Source organism: Bradyrhizobium sp. UFLA03-84 (assembly GCF_002289535.1).
GTDB lineage: Bacteria > Pseudomonadota > Alphaproteobacteria > Rhizobiales > Xanthobacteraceae > Bradyrhizobium > Bradyrhizobium viridifuturi.
This window is the reverse complement of the sequence record NZ_NSJY01000014.1, coordinates 500,936-525,974: the sequence shown is the minus strand read 5'-3', so window position 1 is coordinate 525,974 and position 25,039 is coordinate 500,936. Positions and strand designations below refer to the sequence as shown.

At 64.1% G+C, this 25,039-nt stretch carries 24 protein-coding genes; 11 read left to right on the top strand and 13 right to left on the bottom strand.

All coding sequences use genetic code 11. The annotated features are described in order from the left end of the window. The 4 genes from CK489_RS23985 to CK489_RS23970 are packed head-to-tail and all read left to right on the top strand — an operon-like array spanning position 1 to position 4,714. Positions 1–1,152, top strand: coding sequence for an ABC transporter substrate-binding protein (locus CK489_RS23985; RefSeq protein ID WP_050628960.1), 1,152 nt, complete (start codon positions 1–3; stop codon positions 1,150–1,152). 42 nt (positions 1,153–1,194) lie between these two features. Further along, positions 1,195–2,238 (top strand): branched-chain amino acid ABC transporter permease, encoded by a 1,044-nt coding sequence (locus CK489_RS23980; RefSeq protein ID WP_050628959.1) that lies wholly within the window; start codon positions 1,195–1,197, stop codon positions 2,236–2,238. Then, positions 2,235–4,004: a branched-chain amino acid ABC transporter ATP-binding protein/permease gene (locus tag CK489_RS23975; RefSeq protein ID WP_095734051.1), complete on the top strand. Its 1,770-nt coding sequence runs from the start codon at positions 2,235–2,237 to the stop codon at positions 4,002–4,004. The genes CK489_RS23980 and CK489_RS23975 overlap by 4 nt, the downstream gene beginning before the upstream one ends. Further along, positions 4,001–4,714 carry an ABC transporter ATP-binding protein gene (locus CK489_RS23970; protein ID WP_095734050.1) on the top strand — a complete coding sequence of 238 codons (714 nt, stop codon included), beginning with the start codon at positions 4,001–4,003 and terminating at the stop codon, positions 4,712–4,714. The genes CK489_RS23975 and CK489_RS23970 overlap by 4 nt, the downstream gene beginning before the upstream one ends. Before the next feature lie 130 nt (positions 4,715–4,844). Here the strand turns inward: CK489_RS23970 and CK489_RS23965 are convergent, their stop codons facing one another. Then, positions 4,845–5,462, bottom strand: a complete 618-nt coding sequence (locus CK489_RS23965) for a LysR family transcriptional regulator (protein WP_050628956.1) — start codon at positions 5,460–5,462, stop codon at positions 4,845–4,847. Positions 5,463–5,589: 127 nt separating this feature from the next. Here CK489_RS23965 and CK489_RS23960 point away from each other — a divergent pair, with 127 nt between their 5' ends. Further along, a complete protein-coding gene (locus CK489_RS23960; protein ID WP_095734049.1) occupies positions 5,590–5,982 on the top strand; it encodes a RidA family protein in 393 nt (130 codons plus the stop codon). Positions 5,983–6,028: 46 nt separating this feature from the next. Then, entirely contained in the window at positions 6,029–6,718 is a 690-nt protein-coding gene (locus CK489_RS23955) for an L-2-amino-thiazoline-4-carboxylic acid hydrolase (protein WP_095734048.1), read from the top strand. Positions 6,719–6,745: 27 nt separating this feature from the next. On the opposite strand, the gene CK489_RS23950 is transcribed toward CK489_RS23955, so the two are convergent. The 5 genes from CK489_RS23950 to CK489_RS23930 all read right to left on the bottom strand — a co-directional run bounded on the left by CK489_RS23950 (position 6,746) and on the right by CK489_RS23930 (position 11,396). Continuing rightward, complete coding sequence (locus CK489_RS23950) at positions 6,746–7,453, bottom strand: EthD family reductase (RefSeq protein WP_095734047.1); 708 nt, start codon at positions 7,451–7,453, stop codon at positions 6,746–6,748. Next, positions 7,450–7,881, bottom strand: a complete 432-nt coding sequence (locus CK489_RS23945; protein ID WP_095734046.1) for an acyl-CoA thioesterase — start codon at positions 7,879–7,881, stop codon at positions 7,450–7,452. Before CK489_RS23945 ends, CK489_RS23950 begins: the two co-directional genes overlap by 4 nt. Next, positions 7,881–8,789, bottom strand: a complete 909-nt coding sequence (locus tag CK489_RS23940) for a fumarylacetoacetate hydrolase family protein (protein WP_095734045.1) — start codon at positions 8,787–8,789, stop codon at positions 7,881–7,883. The genes CK489_RS23945 and CK489_RS23940 overlap by 1 nt, the downstream gene beginning before the upstream one ends. A 44-nt stretch (positions 8,790–8,833) precedes the next feature. Further along, entirely contained in the window at positions 8,834–9,940 is a 1,107-nt protein-coding gene (locus CK489_RS23935) for a cupin domain-containing protein (RefSeq protein ID WP_095734044.1), read from the bottom strand. Between the two features lie 427 nt (positions 9,941–10,367). Beyond that, on the bottom strand, positions 10,368–11,396 hold the full coding sequence (locus CK489_RS23930) for a carbon-nitrogen hydrolase family protein (protein WP_095734043.1): 1,029 nt from the start codon (positions 11,394–11,396) through the stop codon (positions 10,368–10,370). 125 nt (positions 11,397–11,521) lie between these two features. Here CK489_RS23930 and CK489_RS23925 point away from each other — a divergent pair, with 125 nt between their 5' ends. From CK489_RS23925 to CK489_RS23910, 4 genes are read left to right on the top strand one after another with little or no spacing between them, the layout of a single operon-like run. Continuing rightward, positions 11,522–13,681, top strand: a complete 2,160-nt coding sequence (locus tag CK489_RS23925) for a thiamine pyrophosphate-dependent enzyme (protein ID WP_095734042.1) — start codon at positions 11,522–11,524, stop codon at positions 13,679–13,681. Positions 13,682–13,691: 10 nt separating this feature from the next. Beyond that, the gene (locus tag CK489_RS23920) at positions 13,692–15,257 is read left to right on the top strand and encodes an indolepyruvate oxidoreductase subunit beta family protein (protein ID WP_095734041.1); all 1,566 of its coding nucleotides are present in this window, start codon (positions 13,692–13,694) and stop codon (positions 15,255–15,257) included. After that, entirely contained in the window at positions 15,254–15,751 is a 498-nt protein-coding gene (locus CK489_RS23915) for a MarR family winged helix-turn-helix transcriptional regulator (RefSeq protein ID WP_095734040.1), read from the top strand. The genes CK489_RS23920 and CK489_RS23915 overlap by 4 nt, the downstream gene beginning before the upstream one ends. Further along, complete coding sequence (locus CK489_RS23910) at positions 15,751–16,233, top strand: MarR family winged helix-turn-helix transcriptional regulator (RefSeq protein ID WP_095734039.1); 483 nt, start codon at positions 15,751–15,753, stop codon at positions 16,231–16,233. The genes CK489_RS23915 and CK489_RS23910 overlap by 1 nt, the downstream gene beginning before the upstream one ends. Before the next feature lies 1 nt (position 16,234). On the opposite strand, the gene CK489_RS23905 is transcribed toward CK489_RS23910, so the two are convergent. The 6 genes from CK489_RS23905 to CK489_RS23880 all read right to left on the bottom strand — a co-directional run bounded on the left by CK489_RS23905 (position 16,235) and on the right by CK489_RS23880 (position 22,237). Then, positions 16,235–16,963: an SDR family NAD(P)-dependent oxidoreductase gene (locus CK489_RS23905; RefSeq protein WP_095734038.1), complete on the bottom strand. Its 729-nt coding sequence runs from the start codon at positions 16,961–16,963 to the stop codon at positions 16,235–16,237. Positions 16,964–16,989: 26 nt separating this feature from the next. Then, a complete protein-coding gene (locus CK489_RS23900) occupies positions 16,990–18,606 on the bottom strand; it encodes an ATP-dependent acyl-CoA ligase (RefSeq protein ID WP_198961006.1) in 1,617 nt (538 codons plus the stop codon). Between the two features lie 7 nt (positions 18,607–18,613). Then, entirely contained in the window at positions 18,614–19,090 is a 477-nt protein-coding gene (locus CK489_RS23895; RefSeq protein ID WP_050628948.1) for an aromatic-ring-hydroxylating dioxygenase subunit beta, read from the bottom strand. Continuing rightward, a complete protein-coding gene (locus CK489_RS23890; RefSeq protein WP_095734037.1) occupies positions 19,087–20,427 on the bottom strand; it encodes an aromatic ring-hydroxylating dioxygenase subunit alpha in 1,341 nt (446 codons plus the stop codon). Before CK489_RS23890 ends, CK489_RS23895 begins: the two co-directional genes overlap by 4 nt. Before the next feature lie 18 nt (positions 20,428–20,445). Continuing rightward, positions 20,446–21,396 carry a PDR/VanB family oxidoreductase gene (locus CK489_RS23885; RefSeq protein WP_095734036.1) on the bottom strand — a complete coding sequence of 317 codons (951 nt, stop codon included), beginning with the start codon at positions 21,394–21,396 and terminating at the stop codon, positions 20,446–20,448. Between the two features lie 370 nt (positions 21,397–21,766). Beyond that, positions 21,767–22,237, bottom strand: coding sequence for a LuxR C-terminal-related transcriptional regulator (locus CK489_RS23880; protein WP_244486187.1), 471 nt, complete (start codon positions 22,235–22,237; stop codon positions 21,767–21,769). A 686-nt stretch (positions 22,238–22,923) separates the two neighbouring features. On the opposite strand from CK489_RS23880, the gene CK489_RS23875 reads away from it, so the two are divergent. Then, positions 22,924–23,847 carry a response regulator transcription factor gene (locus CK489_RS23875; RefSeq protein WP_095734035.1) on the top strand — a complete coding sequence of 308 codons (924 nt, stop codon included), beginning with the start codon at positions 22,924–22,926 and terminating at the stop codon, positions 23,845–23,847. A 221-nt stretch (positions 23,848–24,068) separates the two neighbouring features. Here the strand turns inward: CK489_RS23875 and CK489_RS23870 are convergent, their stop codons facing one another. Further along, a complete protein-coding gene (locus CK489_RS23870) occupies positions 24,069–25,001 on the bottom strand; it encodes a Wzz/FepE/Etk N-terminal domain-containing protein (protein ID WP_158226497.1) in 933 nt (310 codons plus the stop codon). Positions 25,002–25,039 lie beyond the last annotated feature (38 nt).

The window sequence follows — 25,039 nt, the reverse complement described above, 5'->3', positions numbered from 1 at the left end:
ATGCGGCAGAAGACCCTGGGGTTACTCGCACTTGTCGCCGGCGTGTTCGCGGCACCGGCGGCGCAGGCCGACATCACGATCGGCTTCGTCACCTCGCTGAGCGGCAACGGCGCGTCGATCGGCATCCCCTATGGGCGCGGCATCAATGCCGCCTATGAATACAAGAAGACGATCAACGGCGAGACTATCCGCCTGATCCAGCTCGACGACGGTTCCGATCCGTCGGCCGCGACGCGCAACGCGCGCAAGCTCGTCGAGGAGGAGAAGGTCGACCTCATAATCGGTACCGCGACGACCCCCTCGACCATCGCCATGGCGGCCGTCGCCAGCGAATTGAAGGTGCCGATGATCGCAATCTCGCCCCTCGGCAAGCTTCCGGACTCGCCGGAGCAATGGGTGGTCGCGGTGCCGCAGCCGGCCTCGCTGCTGGTTAAAATCGTCGCCGACCGGATGAAGCGCGACGGCATGAAAAACATCGGCTATATCGGCTTCTCCGATGCGTGGGGCGACCTCGTCTACAACGGCGCCAAGGCCGCCGAGCCGACCGACGACATCAAGGTGCAGACCAACGAGCGCTATGCCCGCACCGATACCTCGGTGACCGCGCAGATCCTGAAGGTCATGGCCGCGCGTCCCGACGCGGTGCTGATCGGCGGCTCCGGCACGCAGGGCGCGCTGCCGCTCATCACGCTTTCCGAACGCGGCTTCAAGGGCAATACCTACGGCACCGTGGCGCTGGTCAATCCGGACTTCGTCACCGTGGGCGGCAAGGCCGCCGAGGGCATTCAGGTCTCCGCGGGCCCCGTGATCGTGGCCGAACAGCTTCCGGATGAGCACTTTGCCAAGAAGATCGCGCTCGATTTCCGCGCGGTCTACCAGAAGACCCACAACATTCCGACCACCGACGGGTTCTCCGCCTACTCCTTCGATGCCTGGCTGATCTTTGCCAATGCCGCCGAGCGGGCGCTGAAGACCGCAAAGCCCGGCACGGCCGAATTCCGCACCGCGCTGCGCGATGCCATCCTCAGCACCAAGGAGCTGCCCGGCGTGCATGCCGTCTACAACTTCAAGCCCGGCGCGGTGACCGGCGTCGACGAGCGCTCGCTGGTGGTGGTCCGCCTGACCGGCGGCGCCTGGAAGTACGCGCCGTAGGCGAAAGATGGCCGGCGGGCAGAACGGGGGAACGGCGTCTCCATGACGAGCGACATCGCGGCCATCCTTGCGATCGACGGAATCGCCACCGGTGCGGTCTACGCGCTGGTGGCGATCGGTACCGTCCTCATCTTCACGGTGACGCGGGTCATCTTCATTCCGTTCGGCGACATCGCCGCCTTCACCGCGCTGACGCTTGCGGCCCTCGATGCCAAGCGCTTTCCGGGGACCGGCGCGCTGGTCGTTGTGCTCGCTTGCCTTGCGACCCTGATCGAGATCATTTCGCTCATTCGAAACGGCGATATCCGCCTGCTGCCGCGCGCGCTGCTGTTCTATCTCGCCATTCCCCTGGCAGTGGTCGGTATCGCCTGGCTCGCCATGCGGACGGACCCGCCACTTGCGGTCCGGCTCGTGCTGGCGCTGATGCTGATCACGCCGATCGCTCCTCTGCTGGACCGGATCGTCTTCCGTCCGATCGCCGACGGCACCGTGCTGCTGCTGCTGACGGTCTCCGTGGCGCTGCATTTCGCGCTGGTCGGTCTTGGTCTGCTGTTCTTCGGCCCCGAGGGGGTCCGGACCGAGCCGCTGACGTCGTTCTCGACCGAGTTCGCCGGCGTCCTGATCTCGGGCCAGACCATGCTGATCGTGATCGCCGCGCTGGTCTTCAGCGGCCTGCTTTATCTGTTCTTCGACTTCACGCTGGTCGGCAAATCGCTCCGCGCCACCGCGGTGAACCGGACCGGCTCGCGGCTGATGGGAATCCGACCGGCGCGCGCCGGCACCATCGCCTATCTGCTGGGCTCGCTGATGGCCGGCGTATCGGGCATCCTGATCGCGCCGGTCAATACCGTGTTCTACGATTCCGGCTTCCTGATCGGCCTCAAGGCATTCGTCGGCGCCATCGTCGGCGGCATGACCAGCTATCCCGGTGCCGCGATTGGCGCGGTCGGGGTCGGTATCCTCGAAAGCTTCGCATCGTTCCAGAGCAGCGCGCTGAAAGACGTCATCGTGTTCTCGCTGCTGATCCCGATCCTGATCTGGCGATCCCTCGCCTCGCTGCATTCCGAGGAGGAGATCGAGGAATGACGCGCCTTCATGTTCAGCTCGCGGCGATAGCGGCACTGGCGTGCCTCGCACTCGCACCCGTCGTGCTGAGCCCGTTCAGCATCACGCTGATGAACTATATCGGCATCTATTCGCTGGTCGCCATCGGCCTTGCGCTGCTCACCGGCGTCGGCGGCATCGTGTCGTTCGGACAGGCCGCGTTCGTCGGCATCGCGGCCTATGCGACGGCGTGGGTCTCCGCCCTGAACGGGCAATCGCCCTGGCTCGGCCTGCTGTTCGGGGTGGTGCTGACCTGCGGCGTCGCGGCTGTCCTCGGCGTCGTCACCTTGCGCCTGCAGGGCCATTTCCTGTCGCTCTCGACCGTCGCATGGGGGCTCGCGATCGGCTTCCTGTTCGGCAACGTCGATGGGCTCGGCCGCTTCAACGGCATCTCGTCGATCCCGCCGATCAGCCTCGGCTCCTTCGCACTCGTCTCCAGCGCCCAGATCTATTACCTGATCTGGGGCATCGTCGCCCTGGTGCTCCTGCTCGGCTACAATCTCCTGGACTCGCGGCTCGGTCGCGCCATGCGGGCACTGCGCGGCGGCAACACGCTGGTCGAGAGCCTCGGCATCAACGCCTTCCGGATCAAGCTCGTGACATTCGTGATCGCGGCGTTCCTGGCCTCGCTCTCCGGCTGGCTTTACGCGCATATGAGCCGCTTCATCAGCCCGGGTCCGTTCGATGCCAGCATGGGCATCGAGTATCTGATGATGACGATGGTCGGCGGCGCGGGCAGCCTGCTCGGCGGTGTCGTCGGCGCTGCCATCGTCACCCTGCTCAAGAACAGCGTGCAGGATTATCTGCCGCTGATCGCCAAGGGCGCGTCCGGGCAGCTCGAGATCGTCGCCTTCTCCGCGCTGTTCATCCTGTTCCTGCAATGGGCGCGGCAGGGCATCGTGCCTTCCATCGCGCGCTATCTGCCGAAGATCAGGCGCGAACGGCCGCAGCCGGCGCCACCGCTGCCGCGCCGCCCGCAGCCGACACCGGGCGAGCTGCTTCTGAAGGTCGATGGCGCCGAGCGCCGTTTCGGCGGCCTCATCGCGGTCAACAATGTCAGCTTCGAGGTGAGATCGGGCGAGATCCTCGCCGTCATCGGCCCGAACGGCGCCGGCAAGAGCACGATGTTCAACTGCCTGACCGGCGCTCTGCGGGTCAGCAAGGGCGAAATCGCCTTTGCCGGACGCTCGATCACGCGCGATCCGCAGTCCCGCATCGCCAAGGCCGGCGTCGCCCGGACTTTCCAGCATGTCAAGCTGCGGCCGCGCATGAGCCTGCTGGAGAACGTCATGCTCGGCACCTACAGCCGAACCAGCAGCGGCCTGTTCGCCGGCGCGTTTCGCCTCAACCAGCGCGAGGAAGCCAGCGCCCGCCACGAGGCGCTGATGCAGCTCGAGCGCGTCGGGCTCGGCGACAAGCCGTTCGAGCTCGCCGGCAATCTTCCGCTCGGCAACCAGCGCATCCTGGAGATCGCGCGCGCCCTCGCCGCGGATCCCGCGCTGCTGGTCCTGGACGAGCCGGCGGCCGGCCTGCGCCGCCAGGAAAAGCTGCGACTGGCGGAGCTGCTCCGCTCGCTGCGGGCGGATCACCTGACCATCCTGATCGTCGAGCACGACATGGAGTTCGTGATGTCGCTGGTCGACCGCATCGTGGTGCTCGATTTCGGCTCCAAGCTCTGCGAGGGCATCCCGAGCGCGATCCGCAGCGATGAACGGGTGCAAGAGGCCTATCTCGGAGGCGTCGCGTGAGCCGGATGTTCTCCATGACCGACGTGACCGTCTGCTACGACAACGTCGAGGCCGTCCGCAACGTGTCGCTGTCGGTCGACGAGGGACAGATCGTGACCGTGATCGGTCCGAACGGCGCCGGCAAGACCACGCTGCTGATGGCCGCCATCGGCCTGCTCGCATCGCGCGGCAGCATGGTATTTCGCGGCAGCGACATCCGGAAGATGTCGGTCGAGGATCGCGTCGAACGCAGGCTCTGCCTCGTTCCGGAGAAGCGCGAGCTGTTCTCCGACATGTCGGTCGCCGACAACCTTCTGCTCGGCTCCTACAGCCTGCGCGACCGCTCGGGCGTCCAGAAGACACTGGACGAGGTCTATGATCGCTTTCCCCGGCTCAGCGAGCGGCAGCGCCAGGCCGCCGGCACGCTCTCAGGCGGCGAGCGCCAGATGCTCGCGCTGGGACGCGCGCTGATGGCAAAGCCCGCGCTGCTGATGCTCGACGAGCCCAGTCTCGGCCTTGCGCCGCTGATAGTGCGCGAGATCTTCCGCACCATCGCCTCGCTCCGCGACCTCGGCGTCTCGATCCTGCTGGTCGAGCAGAACGCCCGCGCCGCGCTCGAGACGGCCGATTACGGCTACGTGCTGGAGACCGGCGAGATCGTGCAGTCCGGCCCCGCCAAGGACCTGATTCACGATCCTCGGCTGATCACCGCCTATCTCGGCGGGCACTGACACCAAAATATCGAAAACAACCCCATGCACAGTCGCCGGCCGGTGCCGGGCGTTATTTCGCTTTTTACGAAATCACCTTGACACGTCGGGCAAATCAGGGGTGCACTGCCATCATCGCAGCGCAGGTCCGCTATCCGACCAGACGAGGGCGGCGTTGGTTTGCGAGCGGGTTCTCGAGCAGCACGGCGCGCAGCCATTCGCGGAAGCTGACGACCTCGGGACAATCTGCGGTGCCTTCAGGCGCAATCAGCCAATCCCCCAAACCGGATCCCTCGTTGAGCCGGTCGCAACGATAGCCCGGATGGTGGCCAAGGCCGCGGACGATCAGGAGGTCGACCTTGCCCTCGACCAACTCGTGCAAGCCCGCGGGCTGCAGCACCTGCAGACCGATTTCCAGATGCGCACTGCGAAACTCCGCCAATTTGAGGCGGCGCAGGTCGAAGCTGCCATGGACCCCCAATTGCAGCAGCACCGCAGCCGCCGGTTTCAATTGCGAGGTCGCGTCCGCGATATGGCGAAAGCCTTCGGAGATTCCCGGCAAATAGGCCTGCCCGGCCGCAGTCAGGATCAGTTGCTTATGCAGCCGCTCGAACAACTGCACGCCGAGACGCGCCTCCAGCGCTTTCACCTGCTGCCCCACGGCGGCAGGCGTCACGTGCAGCTCGTGCGCGGCCAGTTTGAAACTGAGATGCCGCGCAGCGGCCTCGAAGGCACGGAGCGCGTTGAGAGGTGGCAGGGCGTAGGTCATCGCGCGGGAGTTTGACACCGACAGGCGGTGGCCTTGCAATAGATTTTCTTGCGTTGAACCGCAGCAAACATGCTTTGCGCCGCGGCGACACAGCCGGATACGGTCAGGCCGCAATCCGGAGACACCCATGCCCGCAGCTCACATCGTCAGCCACAATCCCGCAACGGTCCACCCGCCCGCCGGCGGGTACTGCATGGGACTTGAACTGACGCAGCATCGCCGCCTGCTCTTCATCAGCGGCCAGGTGCCTGAGAGATGCGACGGAACCGTGCCCGAGGGCTTCGAGGCCCAATGCGAGCAGGCCTGGCGCAATGTCATCGAGGTGCTCGCCGCCGCCGGCCTTCGCGTCGAGCATCTGGTCAGGGTGACCACGTTCCTGACCGATCGGGATCAGCTCGTGGCCAACCGCACCGTTCGTCGCAGGATGCTCGGGGAGCATCAGCCCGCGCTGACGGTCATGATCGCCGAGACCGTCGACAGCAAATGGTTGCTGGAAATCGAGGCGATCGCCGCCGCATGAAACCAGCTTCCTCGACTTCGCAATGATCCACTGATTCAGGTGTCCAATGGCCGAGACCATCCATCCGTTCTATGAGCAGTATCGCGGCGCCATGGAGGCCGCCATGCGCCATCGCCTCGACCTCGCCGAAGCGATGTTGCGCGAGCGCGCGCATCTCACCGATGTCGACCGAGTTCGGCAGGAGGTGATGGGCGAATTCCAGATCGTGCTCACCCAAATGCCGTATGTCGGAGGTGCGGCAAGTCGCATGACTGATTTCTTCATGCGTCTCACCGGCTTCATGGCCATCAGCCGGGTGCTGCGGCGGCACGGCGTTCCGCCTCCGGTGATCGGCGAAATCGAACGGGAAACCTACAAGGCGCAATTGCTCGGGGAGCCCGAGGCGGCACGCCTTGCCTCAGGGCGTCAATTCATGTCGTCAGAGAATCAGGCCTTGCTGCGCGAACAGGCGATAGAAAGCGCGACAGAGAGCCATCAGAAGGAGTTCCCGGAAGATTTCGTCTACGATTTCGTCGAACCAGGTCCGGGCGACGAGTTTGAATTCGGCATCAATTACAGGGCTTGCGGCTTTTGCAAGTTCGCGGCTCGCCATGGAGACAAGGAAATCCTGCCGAACATTTGCGGGCTTGATTTCGACGCCTATGCAACGCGAGGCATCCGCCTGGAAAGAACGCAGACATTGGCCGGCGGCGCGAGCCACTGCAATTTCCGATTCTCGCGGCTCCCGTCGGACTGAGGCGCAACGGCCTGGGTTTTTATCTCATCACGCGGCTGGCCGCACCACCCGCGTCAACATCGGGAAATGCTTGTTGCCGCCCGCGAAGGGCGGAAACTGGACGAAGTCGGCGCGCATCCGCTTGATCACGTCGGAGCCCAGCGCGCGCGCAAGGGCCTGCGGGCTGTCGAACATCAGCCTGTTGCGCTGCATGTACTCGACCCGCTGCGACGGCAACCGGTCGACCCAATCGACCCGCGTGTAGATCTCGATCTGGCGGACGCCGGGGAAGGTCCGCATGATCGACGGATGATGCTCCAAATAATGCAAATTCCAGGCGTTCATGTCCTCGGCCGGCCCGGGATAATGCACGAGGTAGCTGCACGGCGTCACCGTGCCGCCCGCATGCGTGGCGTCGTCGACCGGAAAAGCGCGCGTCACCATTGCCTGGTGTGTCACGTCCAATCCGGCGAGGCTCGGCAGTCCGCGACCTGCTGCAAGATCTGCAAGCACGCCGTCACGATCGATCGCGGCCTCGCACGCAAACAGGTCCGGAAAATGCAGCTGGAGCGCAAAGACCGGCCCGGCCCCGTCGGCCTTGTAGGGATGATCGACCGACTGCTCCAGCGGCGTAAACAGCAGGCCCTCGGCCATCCCCGGGATCGACCCGACCATGGCGACCACAGCCGCAAGATCGTCCACATCAATTCGCCGCCCGCCTGTCGGATCGGAGAACGTCATGAACAGCGAGATCATGATGCCGCCGCCTCCTCGCCGGCTTGCAGATGCGACATGAGCGCCGCGCGAACGTCGTCGGGCCACGGGATCGCGTGATGGTCGATAAGCGACGTCGCGGCCAGGATCTGTTGCGCGCGCCAGCGCAGGCCATCCGCGCCCGTGACCACATGCGACAGATGGAGCGACGCGCGGCCGATCTTAACGATGTGCAGGCCGAACCACAGGCGGTCGCCGAACTTCGACGGCCGCGAGAAATCACAGGTCAAATGCACCGTCGGCGTCCCGATCTTCCGGATCGTGATCAGCTCCGGCCAGGAGAACCCGATCGTCGACCAGAACTCCTCAACCACGCCGTTGAGGATGTTGAGGTAGGACGGAAAATAGGCGATCCCCGACGGATCGCAATCGCCGAACCTCAGCTCGCGATCGAACGAGAATGACGTCATCAGATCGCGACGACCGGGTGGCGGATGACGCCAACGCCATCGACGCCGGCCTCCACCACGTCGCCGGGCCACAGCCATTCCTGCGGGCTCATGCCGGCACCGACGCCCTCAGGCGTTCCGGTCGCGATGATGTCGCCCGGTTCGAGCGTCATGCCCGACGAGATGTCGGCGATCAAAGCCGGAATATCGAAGATCATGTATTTGGTGTTGGAGTCCTGCTTCATGACGCCGTTCTTGGTCAGCCAGAGTCTGAGATCATGCGGATCGGGAATCTCATCCGCGGTCACGATGCAGGGGCCGAACGGCGCGTAGGTATCCATGCCCTTGGAGAAGATCCACTGCCCGGCGCGGCGATTGTCGCGCGCGGAGATGTCGATCATCACGGAATAGCCGAACACGTGATCCATCGCCTTCTCGACCGGGATGCGGGTCGCGGTCTTGCCGATGATGACCGCGAGCTCGACCTCCCAGTCGAGCTGCTGGGTCATGCCGGCATTGTGCTGGATCGCCGCGCCCGGCCCGATCACCGAGGTCGGCGGCTTGGAGAACACGACCGGCTGCTTCGGCAGGTCCTTGTCGGTGTCCAGGCTCTTGGCGGACTCCGCAACATGCGCACGGTAGTTCAGCCCGATGCCGAAGATGTTCTTGCGCGGGCGCGGGATCGGTGCCTGCAGCTTCACATCCTCGATCGGAACGGCTGCACCGGCCGGCAGGCTACCGTTGGCGCTGTCCAGGCACTGCTTCAACGCCGGCAGCAGCGTGACGGCGTTATCGATGAAGGACAGCATGTCGGCCGGCCAGGCAACGCCGCGCGCCGCGCCGAGGCGCTCGACATCGACGACCAATCCGTTAACGACGACCCCGAGGCGGGCGCCGCCGGAGCCCAAGGTGTAGGTGACAAGACGCATGAAAGCTCGATCCGGTTATTCGGGTTGAATTCTGCGCAAGAATGTCAGGCCGCGACCGGCTGATGGCCGGCATTGTCGCCATAGGCCTCTTCCCGGTAGAGGCCGAGCCCCTCGATGACGGGCAGATCGTTGAAGCAGAACAGGCAGGCGTCCTCGCTTTCCGAGGCGTTGCCGTGCTCATGCCAGGCCCAGGACGGAACGCAGAAGATATCGCGCTCCTGCCACTCGAACCGCTGACCGCCGATCACGGAATAACCGTGCCCCTTGGCGACCTGGTAGACGAAGCTGCCGGTGTGCCGGTGCGACCTGGTCTTCTCGCCCGGCCGCAGCATCTGCATGCTGGCGCCGATGGTCTGCATCACATGGCCGCCGGTGACCGGATTGACGTAGTTCATCAGGATGCCGTCATAGGGCGATCCGTCGGTCGCGGCGGCATATTTCAGCAGCGACTCGTAGGTCGGCTCCCACTCATATTTGAACATCGGCGAATAGCCGTTCGACCACCGCGAGCCCGCCGGCCGAAGACCGGGATTGCCCCAGGTCTTGGTCATGTCGTCGATGGGGTAGCCGGACTCCTCCTGCTGGATCTTGGGGTGCACGACGAAGAAATTGGCCTCCAGCGCGTTGACGAGCGGAATGTCGAGCCCGTCCTGCCAGATGCAGACCGAACCGTTGGCCTCGACGCCATGCTCGTGCCAGGTGCCGTTCGGCGTCAGCACGAAGTCCCGCGCGCCGAGCGTCATCTTGTGACCGTCGACGATGGTGTAGGCGCCCGCCCCTTCCATGATGAAGCGCAGGGCCGAAGCCGAATGCGCATGAGCCGATGCCACTTCACCGGGGTGCATGACCTGCAAGCCCGAATAGAGCCAGCCGACCGCGGCCGACACGTCACGGCGACCGGGATTGTTGAGGTAGATCACGCGCCGGCCCGCCTTCTCGGGCGAGACCAGTTCCACCGAGCGCAGCACGTGCGCGCGCAGATCGCTGTAGCGCCAGAGCACCGGAACGGACGCCGACTGCGGCTGCCACGGTTCGATCTTGTTCGCGACCGTCCACAGCGCGCCCGCCTCGAACTTCTCGAGATCCTTGTAATAGGCCTTGAGCTCCGGAGTGTCCTCGACATTGGCCCGGCCGATGATGTTCTCGCCCATGCTGTCCTCCAATTCTTGTCTCGTGACGTCCGGTTTCATGTAGTCCCGTCGCTATATCCACCGCTGTCGTCCTGGCGAAAGCCAGGACCCATAACCACCGTATTCGATTGTGAAGGGGATCGTGGCCGCGGATCGCTCGCCGATGACCAGTCGGGGTAATGGGTCCTGGCTTTCGCCAGGACGACGGTGAGGAGAGTTCGCGCTTCGTGGCGTTCCATCACTCCGTCCTGCCGAGAATTGATGTGAAGCTCGCCTGCTCCGCGGCATTCAACGCTGTCGTCCTGGCGAAAGCCAGGGCCCATGACCACCGCATTCGATTGTAAAAGGGATCGTGGCCGCGGATCGCTCGACGATGACCATTCGGGGTAATGGGTCCTGGCTTTCGCCAGGACGACGGTGCGGAAGGTTCGCGCGTCGTGGCGCCGCATCATTCCGTCCTGCCTGGAATTGAGACGAAGTTCGCCTGCTCCGCGACATCAGCTGCCTGGCCTTCGCCTTCCGCAAGACCGAGCGGCGCCTGCGGACGGCGGTTGACCCTGAGATCGAAAATATCGAACCGGTTGTAGTGCCCGACGATGTCGTGCATCTGCTTCGGCTGGATGCAGCGCTCGAGATCGATGTCGGCATAGACGATGCCTTCATCGTCGATCAGCGGCTCGCCGACGAGACGGCCGTCCGGACCGATCACGCCGGAGAATGCGCTCGACTTGCGCTGCAGGCGCGCCCGCGCATCGGGCACGACGGTGTGCATCGCCGCAATGATCTCCTCCGACACGGTCGAGCAGGACACGATCGTGAAGATCTTTCCTTCGAAGGAATGGGCAATGGCGCGCAGCTTGATCGCTTCCGCCATGTCGTAGTCGGGCGGCGCGACGGGCAGCGAAATGTAGCTCGCGACGTGAACCAGCTCGCCCTGCCCGAGCAGCGCAAAGCGCGCGAGCGTGTTGGTGTTCTCGCCGCAGGCGAGCCCACCGAGGCGCCCGATCTCGGTGTCATAGACGCGCAGGCTCGATCCGTCGCCGCCGGTCCAGGTCAGCTTCTCCGCCCAGGTCGGCACCAGCTTGCGGTGCTTGCCGAGCAGCGTTCCATCCGGGCCGATGAACACCAGCGTGTTGTAGATCGCGCCGAGCGACACCGGGCTGCGCTCGTTGACGCCAAGGACGACGTAGCATCCGGCATCGCGCGCGGCCTTGCGAACGATGTCGATCTCGGGGCCCGGCACCAGCACCGATGCCTTGACGAGCTTCTCGAACCAGGCGCTTCCGGTGACGGGATCGGTGATCCAGTTCCAATAGGGATAGCCGGGCACGAACACTTCAGGGAATGCGACCAGCCGCGCGCCGTTCGCCGCCGCCTCACGCACCAGTGAGGCAGCCTTGTCGGCGGTGGCGCTTGCATTGAGATATACAGGTGAAGCCTGGACGGCGGCGGCTCTAAAGCGCGGCAGCTTCAGCATTGGCCCTACCCTGTCGCTGGCTCGGTCGCCGTTCGGAGCAGACGATCTACAAAGTCGGACGGCACTCGCAGCGTTGACTTACTTTACATGTAAACGTATGCTATCGCATATTTCTGGAGGGTGCAATGGCTGAACGGTCTTTTGCTCGTGAAGTCGAGGATCTCCGGCTCGGCGACGGCGACACCTTCCGCGGCGAAGGCATCCTCGCCATCACCAAGGCGCTGCTGCAATCCGGCGTCGCCTATGTCGGCGGCTATCAGGGCTCGCCGATCTCGCATCTGATGGACGTGCTGGCCGACGCCAAGGACGTGCTCGACGATCTCGGTGTCGTGTTCCAGAGCTCCGCCAACGAAGCGGCGGCCGCGGCGATGCTGTCGGCTTCGGTGATGTATCCGCTGCGCGGCGCGGTGGCGTGGAAGTCGACGGTCGGCACCAATGTCGCCTCCGACGCACTGGCCAATCTCGCCTCCGGCGGCGTCACCGGCGGCACCATGATCATCGTCGGCGAGGATTACGGCGAAGGCTCATCGATCATGCAGGAGCGCACCCATGCCTTTGCGATGAAATCGCAGATCTGGCTGCTCGATCCGCGCCCCGACCATGAATGCATCGTCAATCTGATCGAGAAGGGCTTTGAGCTCTCGGAAGTCTCGAACACCCCCGTCATGCTGGAGGTGCGCGTCCGTGCCTGCCACATGCATGGAAGCTTTGCCTGCAAGGACAATGTCAGGCCGGCGCACACCATCAAGGACGCCCTGAACAATCCGAAGCGCGACGTCGGCCGCATCGTGCTGCCGCCGGCGGCCTACGAGCATGAGCAGGAGAAGATCAAAACGCGGATGCCCGCGGCCATCAACTTCGTCCGGGACAACAGGCTGAATGAATGGATGGGACCGAAACAGGGCAAGGTCGGCATCATCATGCAGGGCGGGATGTACAACAACGTCATCCGCGCGCTGCAATATCTCGGGCTGTCGGATGCCTATGGCAACACCCAGATCCCGCTCTACGTCATGAACGTCACCTACCCCGTGATCGACACCGAGGTCGCGGAGTTCTGCCTCGACAAGGACGCCGTCCTGATCGTCGAGGAAGGCCAGCCGGAATATCTGGAGCAGGCGATCAATACGGTACTGCGCCGCAGGGATATCCAGGCCCGCGTCCACGGCAAGGACGTGCTGCCGATGGGCGGCGACTATACCGCGCAGGTGCTGCTCGGAGGCGTGCGCGAGTTCCTCGAGAAGACCGAGCCGCGGCTGCTCGGCAACCGGCCGCCGGCGCCGGACGCAAGCACCGTGCTCAGCCATCCCGAGGTCGAGAAGCTGAAGCAGGTCGTGCCGGCGCGTCCGCCCGGGCTTTGCACCGGCTGTCCGGAGCGGCCGATCTTCGCCGCCATGAAGCTGGTCGAAAGCGAGCTCGGCGAACACCACGTCTCCGCCGACATCGGCTGTCATTTGTTCTCGATCCTGCCGCCCTTCAACATCGGCGCCACGACGATGGGTTTCGGCCTCGGCCCGGCCTCGACCTCGGCCTTCAACGTCAAGGCCGACAAGCGCTCGATCGCCGTGATGGGCGACGGCGGCTTCTGGCACAACGGGCTGACCAGCGGCATCGGCAACGCCGTCTTCAACAAGCATGACGGCGTCTTCGTCATCGTCGACAATTACTACACCTCGGCGACCGGCGGTCAGGACATCCTGTCGTCGCGCGCGGTGAGCAAGCGGCGCAACACCAACAACTCGATCGTGCAGGCCGTGAAGGGCATCGGCGGGCAATGGGTCCGGCAGATCGACCGCACCTACGATGTCGGCCGGATGCGCGACACGCTGAAGGAAGCGCTGACCACCAAGGAGCAAGGCCCGAAGGTCATCGTCGCCTCCTCCGAATGCATGCTGAACAAGCAGCGCCGCGTGAAGCCGCAGATCAGCAAGGCGATCAAGGACGGCGTCCGCACCGTCAAGGAACGGTTCGGCGTCGACGAGGATGTCTGCACCGGCGACCACGCCTGCATCCGCCTCTCCGGCTGCCCGTCGCTCTCGGTCAAGCAGCTCGACGATCCCCTGCGCGACGATCCCGTCGCGGCGATCGACAATTCCTGCGTCGGCTGCGGCAATTGCGGCGAGGTCGCGGATGCAGCCGTGCTGTGTCCCTCGTTTTACCGCGCCGACGTCATTCACAATCCGACCGGCTGGGACAAGTTCAAGTCGGGGATCGCGATGGCCGTGATCGGCTGGCTGCAGCGGCGACGCGATCGCCGGCGGCCGGCGCTCGAGGCTTTGGCATGAGAATTTGGACATGAGAGACGAGACCGTCCAGCTGGCGCTTCCAGCCGCGGGTGATGCGACCGAGCGGCCGATCTCGATCGCGATCGTCGCGATGGGTGGCCAGGGCGGCGGCGTCCTCACCGACTGGATCGTCCAGCTCGCCGAGAACCATGGCTGGGTCGCACAGTCGACCTCGGTGCCCGGCGTCGCCCAGCGCACCGGCGCCACGATCTATTATATCGAGGCGATGCCGCCGCTCGATGGTCGCAAACCGATCCTGTCGCTGATGCCGACGCCCGGCGACGTCGACGTGGTGATGGCGGCGGAATTCATGGAAGCCGGCCGCTCGATCCTGCGCGGCCTGGTGACGCCGGACCGCACCACGCTGATCGCATCCAATCACCGGACGTTTGCGATCGGCGAGAAGATCGCGCCGGGCAACGGCATCGCCGACCAGGGCGCGGTGACCGGCGCCATCGGGATCGCCGCCAAGACCGAGATCATCTTCGACATGAATGCGCTGGCGATCGCCAACGGCAGCGTGATCTCAGCCGCGATGTTCGGCGCACTCGCAGGCGCCGGCGTGCTGAGCTTCAGCCGCGACAGCTATCTCGACGTGATCCGCGCCGGCGAGAAAGGCGCGCAGGCCAGCATCCGCGCGTTCGACGCCGCGTTCGACCGGGTACAGTCGAAGTCTCCGGAGGTTGCGGCACCTCCGCCATCGGAGACGGCCACGACGCCCTCCTCGCCGGCTGTTCTGGATCCCCGTCTTGCCGGCCTCGCCGCCCGGCTGACGCAGGAATTGCCCGCGGCCGCGCAGGCCATCGGCCGCGCCGGGCTGAAGAAGGTGGTCGATTTCCAGGACGTCGCCTATGGCGGCGAATATCTCGACATCCTCGGCAGGCTCCACGCCGCCGATCGCAGCGCCAATGGCGCCGAGCGAAATTTTGCCTTCACCGAGGCCGCCGCAAAATATCTCGCCAACGCCATGACCTATGATGACGTCATCCGCGTGGCCGACCTCAAGACCCGATCGGCCCGCCGCGCGCGGATCGAGGGCGAGCTCGAGCTGTCCGGAGGCCAGGTGCTGCATACCACCGAGTTCATGCATCCCCGCATGGAAGAGGTGATGGGCATGCTGCCGGTGGGATTTGCCCGCTGGCTTGGCGACAGGCCGGGCCTGGTCGGCTGGCTCGACCGCCGCGTCAACAAGGGACGACGGGTCAAGACCTACTCGCTGCCCTGGTTCGTCGCGCTCTATGCCGTCGGCGGACTGCGCGGCATGCGCCGCCGCTCGCTGCGCCATGCCATCGAGACGGCGCACCGGGACGAATGGCTCAAGGCCGCGACAGAGGCCGTGCAGGCGAACTATCAGTTGGGCGTCGAGATCCTGCAATGCCGGCGCCTGGTCAAAGGCTATTCCGACACCCACAGCCGCGGCCTGTCGAAATTCGACAAGACGCTGGCCGCGATCAAGCTGGTCGCGCCGCGCGAGGATGCCGCCGACTGGGCGCGCCGGCTGCGGGAAGCCGCGCTGAAGGACAGCGCCGGCAAGGAACTCGACGGCGTGATCCAGACCATCAAGAGCTTCGCATGACGTCGTCGGCCCTCAAGGGGAGCACGGCTCCCGCCTTCGGGCAGGTCGAAACCAGGCTGTGGCTGCAACTGCTGTCGCTGCATGGCGAGCTGTTTGCGTCGTTGAATTCCATGCTGAGCTCGGAGTTCGGGTTGTCGCTGGCGAAATTCGACGTGCTGGCGCAACTCGATCGTTACCCGGATGGCCTCGCGCTCGGGCAGTTGTCGCAGAACCTGAAAGTGTCCGGCGGCAATGTCTCGGGCCTGGTGCAGCGCCTGCTGGCCGACGACCTCATCAGCAAGGCGATGTCGAGCGAAGACCGCCGCTCGTTCATCGTGCGCGTGACGCCGAAGGGCGCGGCCCTGTTCAGGAAGGCAGCCGACGTGCATAAGAGGCACCTGAGCGAACGGCTCGAAGGCATCCCAGCGCGGGAGCTGGAGACGGCACTGTCGATGTTGCGGTCGCTCTCCTCGAAACTCGGCAGCGAAAGCAAAAAGCAGGGTCGCAAGACATAATGGCCAAAGACTCCAGGAGCAGATGGAAATCCGGTCCACCGCGGACGCGGGACCAGCTGCAGAGCTATATTCCCTATCTGTTCAACCGGCTCGCCAATCGCTGGAACCTGGATCAGAACCGCGATCTCAGCGAGCACAACATCAACAACGTCGTGTTCCGGACGCTGTCGGTGCTGTTCATCTACAAGACCCTGACGGTCAACGAGATCGCCGTGCTGGCCGTCACCGAGCAGTCGACCGCGAGCCGCATGGTCGAGTCGATGGTGACATCGGGCCTGGTCAAGCGCGAGATCGCGGAAGAAGACCAGCGCCGCCGCGTCGTCGGCTTGACGGCGGAGGGCGAGGCCCTGCTGCGCAAGATCTGGCCGATCATGGAGAACAATTACGACCGCCTCACCGTCGGGATCGATCCCGACGAGATCGAGGTGTGCGCCCGCGTGCTGGCCAAGATGGTCGAGAACATCCGCCAGAACCAGATCTGATTCAGGGACCGAGGCCGGCTAGGCTGGTGCCGCCGCAGACATAGAGCACCTGGCCGGTGACGAAGTCCGAGCGCTCGTCGAGGAAGAAGCTGATCGCATGCGCGACGTCCTCGCGCGTGCCGAGCCGCCCGACCGGAACGTTGCGTGCCATCTTGTCCTGCTGCTCGGAGCCCTTCGGGACGATGCCCCAAAAATTGTCGGTCAGGATCGGGCCCGGCGCGACGACGTTGACCGTGATCCCGCTCGACGCCAGCTCCAGCGCCCAGGTCCGCGCCATGCCGTGCACGCCGGCCTTGGTCGCCGAATAGGCCGAGCGCGTGACCGCGCCCATCGCGGCGCGCGAACTCACGAACACGATCCGCCCGAACCGCCGCGAGCGCATCCCGTCCATCGCGGCCTGGGTCAGCAGCATCGGCGCGCCCAGATGCAACTGCGCCAGGGTCAGGATGTCCTCCGGCTTCGCATCGGCCAGCAGGTTCGGCAGGATGATTCCGGCATTGTGCACGAGGCAGTCGACCGCGTGATCGCGGGTGATCTCCTCGGCGATGGCCCGCGTCTCCGCGAGGCTGGTCAGGTCCGCGCGATAGGCGGTGAGCAGATCATGGGTCCACGCAGGTTCCTCAAGCCCGACCGAAACCACCCGCTGTCCTTCGGCGACGAGCTTCTTCGCCAGCGCCTCGCCGATTCCCGAATTGCCTCCGGTGATCAATGTGGTGCGGGTCTGGCTCATGATCGGCTCCCTGCAAGCGGCACGGGTCACTCCTGCCGCCGCTTGAGGTCGCGAAGGTCGAAGAACGCGCCTTCACGCATCAGCTTCGCGACGACATCCTTCAATCCGCCGCGCTGGATCTTCTCGGTCGCGGTCAGCGGCAGTTGATCGACAAAGCAGATCCAGCCCGGCGCCTTGTAATAGGCCATCTGCTCCAGGCTCCAGCGCACGATCTCCTCGGCGAGCGCGCGGTCGGCCCCCGGCTGCTCCGCGATGATGACGGCCGCGACCTCATCGCCACGCACCTGGTCGGGAGTCGCTGCGACCGCGGCCTGCCGGATCGCGCCATGGCGGTTGAGCACGGACTCGACCTCGACCGCGGCGATGTTCTCGCCGGAGCGGCGGATCACGTTCTTCTTGCGGTCGACGAAATGCAGATCGCCATCGGCATCGCGCGAGACGATATCACCGGTATGCAGCCAACCGTCCTTCCAAGCTTCAGTGGTGGCTTCCGGATTCTTCAGGTATTCCCTGAAGAAGCCGTAGCGGGGATCATCCCCTGCCCGCCGCACCAGCAGCTCGCCCGGCACGCCCGCCGCCGCATCGTTGCCGCCGTCGTCGACGATCCGAACCTCGACTTCGGGCGCCGGACGACCGAAACAGCTGGTGCCGACCTTGCGCGGCTCGGCATTGGCGGCGATCACGCCGCCGCTCCCGGTCTCGGTCATCGCCCAGGCCTCGAGCAGCGGGAAGCCGAAGCGCGCCTCGAACGGCGCGTGCAGCAGTTTGTCGACGCCGGCGCCGAAGCCGAACCGCACGGTGTGCGCGCGATCTTCATCAGATGGCGGCGCGCTCATCAGCATCGAGGGCATCACGCCGAGATAATGCAGGCAGGTCGCGCGGCTGTCGCGCACCGATGCCCACCAGCTGCGCGGATGGAAGCGATCGAGCATCGTCAGGCAGCCGCCGACCGACATCATCGCCATCAGCGACACCGCCATCGCGTTCATGTGGAACAGCGGCAGCGGCGTGATCATGCGCTCGCCGTCACGCCTCAGATCGATCAACCCGCCGACGTCGCGATACCAGTCTCCCGAATACAGGAAGTACGTATTGGTCAGCACGCAGCCCTTGGGCTGGCCGGTTGTTCCCGACGTATAGAGCAGCGCGCATTCGCTCGCACCGTCGCCGGCGCTCGCCGGCCGCGCGCCGCCGAACGGGCCCGGAACTTCGCCGTCATCGGTCACAACCGGAATCGGCCGGCCGGCCTGGCGCGCCGCCGTCTCGACCTCGTCGTGCCGCTTGGCGAGGACGAAGGCGGCATTCATCTCGGAATGGGCGATAATGTATTCGAGCTCGCTGACCCGCAGATCGGGGTTGATCGGCACCACGGAGACCCCGAGCGCGTTCAACGCAAACCACAGCTCGATGAAGATCGGCCGGTTCTGCAGCAGAAGCCCGACCCGATGGCCCGCACCATAGCCGCGGTCGGCAAACGCCGCGCGCCACCGCTCCACCCGCCCGAGCATGGTTTCGTACGAGATCTCCCCGGCGGCGATGCCGTAGATCCCGGCCGTCTCCGGCAGCACGTTGAGAAAGCTGGCTTCCCCCCGGCGGAGCGCGGTCTCGCGGAAGCGGGCATAGACTGTGGTCGCTGTGGTCAAGACGCACTCACATGAAAAGCTGGATATTGCCGAACGGCGCGTCGAAATTCACGAGATCGATGCGCTTGAGCTTGATCTTCAGGCCATCGCCGACCTGAACGAGATCGTGCGAGGCCCATCCTGAAAAGCGCTCCAACGTGTCGCCGCGCGTTTCGGTGTAGATAAAGGACGTCCGCGCCTTGAAGATGCCGGCCGCCGGATCGCAGGCAATGATCTGCGGCGCCTGCAGCAGATGATGGCAGCGGCTCTTCGGCTTCTGGCTGAAGGTGCGCTCGCCGGCCAGCCGTTCGATACGCACCTTCATCAGCAGCAGGTCCTCGTACATCAGTGACGGCTGCAGCACCGGATCCTGCTGTTGCCATTCCAGCGGCATCCAGTAGCGCCCCTCCGGGTGAAACAGGTCGAGCCAGGCCTGCCACTGCATGGTGTCGAGCAGATCGGCTTCCCGATAGACGAAATCGGTGATGGTTTTTTCGCTGATCATTCCGCGGCCTCGACCGGCTCGACCATATCCATGGTCATGAACTTGGCCCAGGCATGAAACTGGTTGCGCATCTGCCGCTCCGAGGTGCCGTTGATGACCGCGGTGACATCAGCCTCCTCGTTGCTCTCGTACAGCCGCCGCAGATTGACCCACTGATTGCCGTTGGTTTTCAACCCTTCCTGCGCCCGCTCATACATTTCGAGATCGTCGTGGCCGACGATCGAGGTCGGCGCGTTGATGAAGCGGTTGTACATCAGCGCGCGCTCGTAGAGCTTGTCGGGCGCGCCGACCAGACGATAGACCCAGCTCTCCACCAGCGTCCTGTCCACTGCGATCGGGATGAAGTTGCGCAGGATCTGCACCGCGCCCTTCACCATGATGTTCGGGAAATAGACCGTGTTGTGCCGGACCTCGCCCAGAATCTCGTGGGCCCGCTTCTCGCCATAGGCCGCCACCATCCGGCCGAGATAGCCCTCGATATCAGAATAGTTGGAATGGATGGAATTGGCGACGCCGGTATGACCATGGCCGTTGGGCCAGATCCGGATGCCGCTCTGCTCGTAGAACTCGTACGGGCTCATGAACGGCCCATAGAGCTGCACCGCCATCGGCGTTTCCTTGGAGGCGCCCTGTTCGCGCTGCCAGACCTTGATGGCGGTGCCGGCCGAGCTCTCATGCGCCACCATCGGATGGCAGGTGTCGGTCTGGTTCTCGACCAGCATCTTCCAATTGCAGGTGTGCATGTAGCGGATCGGCGCGGCCTCGACGGCGAGCTTTCCCTCCGGCGAGCGGTCGACCATGTTGTCGATGGTCGAGAGGCTTTCGCCGAAATAGTCCGCGAAGCCGACGCCGGTTTCGCTCAGGCGCGCGAAAATGAAATCGCGGTAGACGACGACGTTCTTGATCCGCGACAGCCCATTGTTCGCTTGGGTGTCGGTGAATCCGGTGCCCTCGTAGCCCTTCTTCAGCGGGATCGCCAGCAGCGAGCCGTCGGTCTTGAACGACCAGGCGTGATAGGGGCAGCGGAAGAACTTTCCGGTGTTGCCGCACGGTTCGGAGGCGATCTTGACGCCTTTGTGCGGACAGCGATTGTAGAACAGGTGGATCGAGCCGTCGGTGTGGCGGCTCGCCACCACCGGCTGCCGGCCGACATTTGCGGTGATGAAGTCGCCGGCCTTCGCCAGCTGGCTGGCATGCCCGACATAGATCCAGCTGTTGGGAAACAGATGCTCCATCTCGAGATCGAAGATCTCGGGATCGACATAGACGTCGCGATGCACCTCGGCCTCGCGCACCAGCCCGCCGATCGCGCGGGGATTCTTTCCATATTTCGCCATGGCGCCTCTTGCCTCCGCTCAGAGATCCAACACCAGCCGTTCCGACTTCGCACGCGACACGCAGATCTGCATGACCTTGTTGGACGCCTTCTCCTCGTCGCTGAGAATGACGTCGCGATGATCGGGCACGCCGGCGATCACGCCGCACTGGCAGATGCCGCAATCACCGCGCTGGCAGTCGTAGAGCACGTCGAGCCCGGCCGATTCCAGCGCCTGGATGATACTCTGATCGGTCGCGACCGTGATGACCTGCCCCGTCGACTTGAGTTCGACCTCGAACGGCTTGTTCGGCGACGTCGGCTGCTCCGCCTTGAACAGCTCGAAATGGATGCGGTCCGCCGGAATGCCCCTGGCGAGTGCCGCCGCCTTCACCGCGTCAATCAGGCCGGCCGGGCCGCAGACATAGACGTGAGCGTCCGCCGACGCATCGCCGAGCACTGCTGCGATATCGAGGCGGGACTCGTCGCTGTCGTAATGAATCGCCAAACCGTCCGAGCAGATCGCCTGCAACTGCGGCAGGAACGCCAGCAACCCCGGCATCCGCCCGGCATAATGCAGGCGATATCGAGCCCCCTGCGCCTTCAGCTCGGCCGCCATCGACAGGATCGGCGTAACGCCGATGCCGCCGGCAACCAGCAACGCCGGCGCGGATCCCTCGTGAAGGCCGAAATTGTTGACCGGCGCGCTCGCCCGGATGACGTCGCCGACCTGAAGGGCATGCATGAACTGCGAACCGCCGGCCGACGTCTCCTCACGGAGCACCCCGAGCGCAACCGCGCCCTCGGGCAGATCAGGCAGCGCCATCAGGGAATACGGCCGGTCGCCCCCGCCCGGCAGCAGCACGCGAATATGCGCGCCCGCTTGCCAGTCCGGCACAGCACCGCCCTCCACGTCGAACACAACGCTGCGAATGACTGGCGTCTCCGCAACGACCGACTGCACTCTGAGCTTGAGCGGATGCGCGTCCATTCGGGCATCTCATATTATATGAATTTGCATATTTTTATACATGTAATAATTGGCTGTCAATCGTCGAAGCAACGGGATGTCGGTGTCGCAAAGGAAGGCCCGCGCCCGGGCCGGCGCGGGTCCTCCGCGGCGAGCGGAGCGCGCAATCCATTCGGCAGGCAAGACGCCGTCGATCGCTGGGTGGGAAAGACCGCGAGATGCGCACGACGCATGAGCACGGCTGTCCCGGTTGGTTCAGGCTGCAACGTCCGTGGGGTTGCTCAGCAACCGACATCGTCGGCGATCGCGAGCGATCGCCATTGATGCGTTAGCGTTCGAGCGGCAGCGATGACCTGCCTGCGGTGGCTTCCGTTAAAGGGACGCGCGATCGCTACGTGCCGCCTGGCCCGGCATACGAGACCGCGAGCGTCGCCAGGACGGTCCTGTTGCTGATCTCGAGCTTGCGGAAGATGTGATGCAGGTGAACCTTGATGGTACCGTCGGCCACTTTCAAACGGCGGCCAATCTCCTTGTTCGACAGGCCTTCCGACACCAGGTTCATGATCTGACGCTCGCGCTCCGTCAGCATCGCGAGATACTTCTCCGGCATCGCGGTTTGCGAACAGGAGATGGCCTCCTCCCCCGAGGGCGGCGGCAGCATCTTCTGGCCGTCCGCGACCTGACGTAATGTCTGGATCAGGGTCTCAGGCTCCTCGTCGTGGAGAATAACGCCGTACGCACCGGCCGCTGCCAGCATCGCCAGATCGCGATCCTCAATGGAGGTAGCCAGAAAGACGAAGCGCACGGCAGGCGCTCCGCAATTGCCAACGTCGATCGTTGCCTGCTCAAAGATATCAGGCATCGACATGTCCAAAATGGCTATGTCGGGCGCTAGACCCCTCACTGCGTCGAAACAACTCGCAGTATCATTGCAACGAGCGACAACCTTGAAATCACGTTCTGCTTCGAGCAGGCAATTCAGACCCAATAAAACAACTGGATATCTGCTAGCAATCACCACACGACTGAAATGCATCTACGACCGATCCTCAATCCCTCCAGTTCAGCTCGGCGCCCAATCGATTAATAAGCTACTCCAATCTTAAGCTTTTTCGTAAGGTTTTGTTGTCGCGGGGGACCCGTGAATTTACTGCCCTGAAGTGTGTCAATGGACACATTTCAGCAACGCGTAATCGCAAGTCCAGAAGCACTCACCCAAAGCGGGTGCCCATCGAAAGGTGCTCGGCGCGCGTCCCACGAGGTCCGCCGGCTCTTTCTGATGACGATCGACATTTGAAACGCCGAGCGTCATCTCCGGCAATGACTATAACCAAAGGTATATAGGGATATTGGGGATTAGCATCTAACATTCTTAAATATTTAGAGTGGGCTCAGACTTTTTCGACCTCAGATTCGCCCGTTCGATCGGACAAGTCCGAGGAAGCGTTTTGAATACGACTTCTTTTTTTAGCTGGGTGATGAGCAACAAAATGAGCCGGCTTCAGCCGACCCGCCCATTGTTTCATTGTAGCGTCCGGGAGAGTTTCCATGAGACGACGATATCCTTTTGCTATTGTACTTGTTGGTGAAAATAGTCTTCGTAAAGAAGGTCTTGCAAGAATTCTGAACTCGGAGAGTTTTCAAGTCCTGACTTCGATATCCGACGCCGACGATTTGCTTGGCGTCGCCACGCCCCAAAGGGCCGCAGCCAATCAGCCATTGCTGCTCCTCATTGTTCACACCGGCGACGATTTTCGCCCGACAATCGAGCAGATCGAGTCCTTCACACGCCGCCACGCCGATGGACGCGTAGCCGTCGTCGCGGATCAATATCGTGTGAGCGACCTGGCTGCCGCGCTTCGGGCAGGCGCCACGGGGTACTTCATCGACGTGATGAATTGTGACGCGTTCATCAAGTCCATCGAACTCGTCATGATGGGTGGCACGGTCTTTCCGCCGGCGTTCCTGACGTCCGCACTCGACACCGAGGAACGCGACGCAGACGATGCACCCGTGCCTCATGACGACGATCCTGCTGCCGCGGAAGCGAACGACAGGCTCGCTCGGCAACTTTCGCCGCGGGAAATCTCGATTCTGCAGTGCCTGATCGAGGGCGATTCCAACAAGTGCATTGCCCGCAAGATCAACATTGCCGAAGCCACGGTGAAGGTTCACATCAAGGCGATCCTTCGCAAGATCAGGGTTCAGAATAGAACGCAGGCAGCGATCTGGGGCTTGCACCATCGCCCAGCGGCCTGGTCGAATGGCCACGGTTCGTCGCACCAGGCCACCGACGCCGAGCGGCCTCTCCCGCCGAAGCGAGAAATTCCCAAGGTCGCAAGAGCGAGCCGGCCGGCACCACTTGGCCCGATCGAGCACACGACGAACTATTTTGAAGTGCCCCTCACGAACGGCCACGGCCACAACGGCATGAGCTCGAAGATCGACGGGGCGATCCGGCTTCGCAAATAGCCGAAGCCTTCCCGTTTGATGTCCCGCCGGGTAATCCCGGCGGGATGTCGCGCGAACTGAAAGCCGCACAAACGGACGCGATGCGCGATGACCGATGCCGAGGTCCGCGCCAGACGATCGCGCATCAACGTATCGGCCGCCGCCGCAGCTAACCGTGGGCGTTGATCGCTCGTCGCCGTCGACGAGCGATGCGGAGCGATTGCCCGAGAGAGGCAACCTCCTCAATGGCCCCGCGGACGGGCAGACCTTTGTCGCTGGCGTCTTTCGGCGAGCAACGACAGCAGACCGCCGAGCACCAGAGCAGCGAGGAACGTCAGCGCGAACAGCAGCGGACCGTTGGGACCGGAGGGGATCGTCACCGCCTCCGCGGGCAGCAGCGTTTGACCCGCAGCGAACCTGACCATGTCAGTCGCCGGCGTGCCGTCCTGGTTGTCGGACGCGACATCCTTCTCCGCGCCCTCCACCACCTCCTTCAGACGTTCGAGTTTGGCTTGAGCGCTGAGATAGGTGGGATGACGCGGACCCAACACGGCCGAAAGCCCGGCCAATTCCCGCTCGGCCGCAGCGTACGCCTCGGTCGTCTGCGCGCGCAGCCGCCCACGCAGATATTCGGACGCTACCCAATTCGCCAAGTTGGCCGCGCGCTCCGGGTTCGACGTGGTCACGGCGATCGCGATCAAATAGGACCGCGGATCGTTGGTAACGGTGATCTGTTTCATGAGGCGCGTGATCGCGAGTTCGCGCGGCGTTGAGGTGTGATGAGCCCAGACATGGGACAACGCGCGCTCCAGGCGGCTCGGGCGCGTGTATTCGGGGTCCTGGTCGAGCCGCAATGCCGACACGACCGCGCTGGCGGTGCCGCGCGACCGGATGATGCGCGCCGAGCTGTCCACGACGGCAGTCGCATCGACGGCCGCTGTCGATTGCAGCCTCTCGCCGGCCATATTTTCGTTGCGGACAAAGTCGAGCTGTATGATGGCTTCGCCGGTGTAACGCGGTGCCATAAACATGAACGCGACCAGGAAGGCTGCCAGTGCCAGCACGACAGTTCCCATGACGAGCCGTCGCTGCCTCCATACGACACCCAGCGTATCGCGCACGACCTGCTCATAATGCATACGTGGGGCGCTGATCGCACCTGTCTCGACAAACATGTCCTGATCTCCCGAACGGGAACGGGTCCCCGATCTTT

Excerpts from the sequence above, each read along its gene's own strand:
- CK489_RS23985 (WP_050628960.1), top strand. The coding sequence starts at position 1 with ATGCGGCAGAAGACCCTGGGGTTACTCGCACTTGTCGCCGGCGTGTTC.
- CK489_RS23980 (WP_050628959.1), top strand. The coding sequence starts at position 1,195 with ATGACGAGCGACATCGCGGCCATCCTTGCGATCGACGGAATCGCCACC.
- CK489_RS23975 (WP_095734051.1), top strand. The coding sequence starts at position 2,235 with ATGACGCGCCTTCATGTTCAGCTCGCGGCGATAGCGGCACTGGCGTGC.
- CK489_RS23965 (WP_050628956.1), bottom strand. The coding sequence starts at position 5,462 with ATGACCTACGCCCTGCCACCTCTCAACGCGCTCCGTGCCTTCGAGGCC.
- CK489_RS23960 (WP_095734049.1), top strand. The coding sequence starts at position 5,590 with ATGCCCGCAGCTCACATCGTCAGCCACAATCCCGCAACGGTCCACCCG.
- CK489_RS23955 (WP_095734048.1), top strand. The coding sequence starts at position 6,029 with ATGGCCGAGACCATCCATCCGTTCTATGAGCAGTATCGCGGCGCCATG.
- CK489_RS23950 (WP_095734047.1), bottom strand. The coding sequence starts at position 7,453 with ATGATCTCGCTGTTCATGACGTTCTCCGATCCGACAGGCGGGCGGCGA.
- CK489_RS23945 (WP_095734046.1), bottom strand. The coding sequence starts at position 7,881 with ATGACGTCATTCTCGTTCGATCGCGAGCTGAGGTTCGGCGATTGCGAT.
- CK489_RS23940 (WP_095734045.1), bottom strand. The coding sequence starts at position 8,789 with ATGCGTCTTGTCACCTACACCTTGGGCTCCGGCGGCGCCCGCCTCGGG.
- CK489_RS23935 (WP_095734044.1), bottom strand. The coding sequence starts at position 9,940 with ATGGGCGAGAACATCATCGGCCGGGCCAATGTCGAGGACACTCCGGAG.
- CK489_RS23930 (WP_095734043.1), bottom strand. The coding sequence starts at position 11,396 with ATGCTGAAGCTGCCGCGCTTTAGAGCCGCCGCCGTCCAGGCTTCACCT.
- CK489_RS23925 (WP_095734042.1), top strand. The coding sequence starts at position 11,522 with ATGGCTGAACGGTCTTTTGCTCGTGAAGTCGAGGATCTCCGGCTCGGC.
- CK489_RS23920 (WP_095734041.1), top strand. The coding sequence starts at position 13,692 with ATGAGAGACGAGACCGTCCAGCTGGCGCTTCCAGCCGCGGGTGATGCG.
- CK489_RS23915 (WP_095734040.1), top strand. The coding sequence starts at position 15,254 with ATGACGTCGTCGGCCCTCAAGGGGAGCACGGCTCCCGCCTTCGGGCAG.
- CK489_RS23910 (WP_095734039.1), top strand. The coding sequence starts at position 15,751 with ATGGCCAAAGACTCCAGGAGCAGATGGAAATCCGGTCCACCGCGGACG.
- CK489_RS23905 (WP_095734038.1), bottom strand. The coding sequence starts at position 16,963 with ATGAGCCAGACCCGCACCACATTGATCACCGGAGGCAATTCGGGAATC.
- CK489_RS23895 (WP_050628948.1), bottom strand. The coding sequence starts at position 19,090 with ATGATCAGCGAAAAAACCATCACCGATTTCGTCTATCGGGAAGCCGAT.
- CK489_RS23890 (WP_095734037.1), bottom strand. The coding sequence starts at position 20,427 with ATGGCGAAATATGGAAAGAATCCCCGCGCGATCGGCGGGCTGGTGCGC.
- CK489_RS23885 (WP_095734036.1), bottom strand. The coding sequence starts at position 21,396 with ATGGACGCGCATCCGCTCAAGCTCAGAGTGCAGTCGGTCGTTGCGGAG.
- CK489_RS23880 (WP_244486187.1), bottom strand. The coding sequence starts at position 22,237 with ATGCCTGATATCTTTGAGCAGGCAACGATCGACGTTGGCAATTGCGGA.
- CK489_RS23875 (WP_095734035.1), top strand. The coding sequence starts at position 22,924 with ATGAGACGACGATATCCTTTTGCTATTGTACTTGTTGGTGAAAATAGT.
- CK489_RS23870 (WP_158226497.1), bottom strand. The coding sequence starts at position 25,001 with ATGTTTGTCGAGACAGGTGCGATCAGCGCCCCACGTATGCATTATGAG.